Source organism: Bradyrhizobium sp., from assembly GCF_049581145.1.
Classification (GTDB): domain Bacteria; phylum Pseudomonadota; class Alphaproteobacteria; order Rhizobiales; family Xanthobacteraceae; genus Bradyrhizobium.
Genome location: NZ_JBAURI010000296.1, coordinates 1 through 2928 on the forward strand (window position 1 = coordinate 1; position 2928 = coordinate 2928).

A 2928-nucleotide genomic window follows, 5' to 3' on the forward strand; every position below is an offset into this window, starting at 1 on the left:
GCTATCCTCATCCGGAAACACGAGCGTATTACTCTTCTCAAACTGCCCCGTGATGCGGTTCTCGCTCTCAAGTTTGCTTTTTTCCAGATATACGGCCTCGCTTTTCGAATTCACCCAGCCTATCCACGCGCCGTAGAAACCGACTGGCACGACTAACCACGCCAACGAGATTTTTCTCGTGCAGGCTAGATATCCGATATGTAGCATGAACAGATTGAGGATCAGGGAAAGCAGTCGACCTTGCGTCAGGATCGTGAGAAAAAAACCCGTAACCGGAAATAAGATTAGAAGCCCCACGACGAACAGGGCGCTGCCGTACCACTTCACGAGCCTTAAAATGGCGTCCATTTCTTCGCTTACCTTGGTGAGAACACGCCGGTGGCGTAGCTCGCCCAATAAATAATACAACCTAAAGAAGAGATAAAGCTTCCATGCATGACGTCGAGACGCTGAGAATTGGTTGATATCCATCTAATGCAGATTCAAACGGTGCGCCTCTTGGTACTTTGAAGTTGTCAAGCTTGGATAGGTCGAAAACCTCCGAAATGGACCAATCGCGTCAACTTGGCCGCGTATCAGTTACTCCAGATCAACTCCAACATCTGACAAGCCGGACGAGCCTCTTGGCGGGCGTGCCATCATCAAAGAGCTTGCATGTCGACTGCACGAAACCCGCACGCAATCTGCTCTCGTGATGCACTTTCCGGTTTGTCTGATCGCAAGCTGTCAAAGAATCTCGCAGTGCTGGCGAGGCGCGAGACATCGGCCGCTTGATAGCAGGATGAAGGGAGCAAGGTGCGCCGCGGTCGGTCGTGTGACAGTGCAGAGGCTTATTGCAATCTTCCTGGCAAGGCCGCACCTTGCAGAAGTCTAACTTCTTCTTTGCGCTCAACATGTCAGCCCAATGTGCGACGTTGGCGCGCCGTTGAGCCTGGCAAGGGACTGCCGGACCAGCCGGCGCCCGTCAAGGCGCGCGCTTCGCGCGCCCGGCGAGCCGGCTTAACGGCCTTGACCGGCGCCGGCTGGCCCGCAGTTTTGACCGCCATGCGCTGATGGCTCAGCGCGAGCGCGATGCCGCTCCTTAGCGGAAATGACTCGGCGGACAAATGCGGGCCGTTCTCCGGATGGAGAATCTGTGTGCCGGAGGCGCTATGGCTCATCATCAAAAATCTCGGCCGAGACGAACGCGGTCATCAGGTCCGTTGCCCAACCACCTCTACGACCATCTGCGTCCACCAGTTCGACGAAGGGGGCGCCACGGCCGATGAAGATGGGCACTATAGTTTCGCTGTGGCGCTATAAAAGAGCACGCCGAGGCACGATAGCCTTGCCGATCAATCGACCACGACGCCGCAAGCGCTTCGATCTGATGGCGAGGCGCACCTACTCCGTTTCAACGTCCTCCAGCCTCACTCCGCGTCCCACGCGCAGGCTGTGACGCGCCTGTTCAATACGACGCAGGAAACGCGCATCATGTTCGAGACGATAGTCGAACCAATCCTCTTCCGACTCGAAGCCAATCAATACACCGGCTGGTTTGCCGTGCCGTGTGATCACGATCTCCTGCGTCTCCGCCTCGCGAAGATAGCGGGATAAATCATCCTTGATTTCGGAGAGGGGGACTTCCTTCACTCCAGACTTCCGAATTGTGCGAGCCATGACTCGGCCTCCGATTTGGACACGATCGCGAGGATTTCGACGGTCGTGCCGGAAACATCATAGAACAACCTGATATCGCCGACCCTTAGCCTGTATTGCGGGCGGCGCAGTCCCCGCAATCGCTTGATCCGGCTACGACTCGCTTTCGCGGGCTCGTGCCTGAGATGTGTTTCGAGCGCGGTTCGCACGGCGGCCCGAACGTGCGCCTCCAGGCGCTTAAGATCGTCGACAGCTTCGGGGGCGAGGATGATGTCGAACGGCATTCTGGCCAGATTATAGCCAGATTTGCAGGCTCGTCAAAGGAAAGTCGCGACAGGGCGAACGATGGCGCGGCGGCGGCAACCCTGGGGTGCAGGAGCGTGCTTTATCGCAGCTGGCGCACCCGATACGATTCGAACTTGGAAACGCTGGTCCAGCATTTTGCTTGCGCGCGTTGTCGCTGCGCGAACCGGAAGCCACCTCGCCTCGCAGGCGCCTTCCGGTCGCAACGCTTCGTTAACCATGTCCGAATAGGTTAATTTCGGGATACCGGGGCGACCGGTGTCGCCGGGGCCCGCGCCATGTTCCGCATCGATTTCAACAAGCTGCGATTTCTCATCTGCGACGACAATCCGCACATGCGCCGCATCCTGCGCACGCTGTTGCATTCGTTCGGCGCGCGCGAAGTCTATGAAGCCGAAGACGGCGCGACCGCGCTGGAAATGTACACCCATTACGTCCCCGACATCGTCATCACCGACTGGTCGATGCCGATCTTCGACGGTCTCGAACTGGCGCAGATGATCCGGCAGCCTGAATCCAAGGGCAATCCGTTCGCGCCGATCATCATGCTGACCGGGCACTCCGAGAAGCGCCGCGTGACCTATGCGCGCGATGCCGGCGTCACGGAATTCCTGGCCAAGCCGATCTCGGCCAAGGGGCTCTATCAGCGCATTCTGAACGTGGTCGCAAGTCCGCGGCCTTTCATCAAGACCAAGAACTATTTCGGCCCGGACCGCCGGCGCAACACCACCAACGCCTATATCGGCCCCGAACGCCGCGTCGGCGGCGAGGTCGAGGTCCTGCAGCAGCCGTCGCTGCTGGACAAGGCCCGCACCGCAATCTGAGCCGCGAGGACGAGAAGCAATGGCGAAAGACAAACCCGAGGCGAGCAAGAACAAGTCGATCAAGGTCAAGGCGTTCGCCGACCATCACGTCATCACGCAGCCCAATCCGCTGCGCAAGGTGCTGCACCGCGTCGCCGACACCGAGAGCGACGATCCCGTGGCG

4 protein-coding genes and 1 pseudogene are annotated in these 2928 nt (G+C 58.7%); 2 read left to right on the forward strand and 3 right to left on the reverse strand.

The features are described from left to right. From WCB02_RS09905 to WCB02_RS09915, 3 genes are all read right to left on the reverse strand, one after another. Window positions 1–471: hypothetical protein (locus WCB02_RS09905; protein WP_423957862.1), on the reverse strand; the 471-nt coding region annotated here is incomplete at its 3' end. Window positions 472–1383: 912 nt separating this feature from the next. After that, on the reverse strand, window positions 1384–1632 hold the full coding sequence (locus WCB02_RS09910; protein WP_423957864.1) for a type II toxin-antitoxin system Phd/YefM family antitoxin: 249 nt from the start codon (window positions 1630–1632) through the stop codon (window positions 1384–1386). Further along, window positions 1629–1922 carry a type II toxin-antitoxin system RelE family toxin gene (locus WCB02_RS09915; RefSeq protein ID WP_423957867.1) on the reverse strand — a complete coding sequence of 98 codons (294 nt, stop codon included), beginning with the start codon at window positions 1920–1922 and terminating at the stop codon, window positions 1629–1631. The genes WCB02_RS09910 and WCB02_RS09915 overlap by 4 nt, the downstream gene beginning before the upstream one ends. 297 nt (window positions 1923–2219) lie before the next feature. On the opposite strand from WCB02_RS09915, the gene WCB02_RS09920 reads away from it, so the two are divergent. Continuing rightward, on the forward strand, window positions 2220–2765 hold the full coding sequence (locus tag WCB02_RS09920) for a response regulator (protein ID WP_423957869.1): 546 nt from the start codon (window positions 2220–2222) through the stop codon (window positions 2763–2765). A gap of 19 nt (window positions 2766–2784) precedes the next feature. Beyond that, a pseudogene (locus WCB02_RS09925) lies at window positions 2785–2928 on the forward strand (Hpt domain-containing protein); the annotation flags it as partial.

Excerpts from the sequence above, each read along its gene's own strand:
- WCB02_RS09915 (WP_423957867.1), bottom strand. The coding sequence starts at position 1,922 with ATGCCGTTCGACATCATCCTCGCCCCCGAAGCTGTCGACGATCTTAAG.
- WCB02_RS09920 (WP_423957869.1), top strand. The coding sequence starts at position 2,220 with ATGTTCCGCATCGATTTCAACAAGCTGCGATTTCTCATCTGCGACGAC.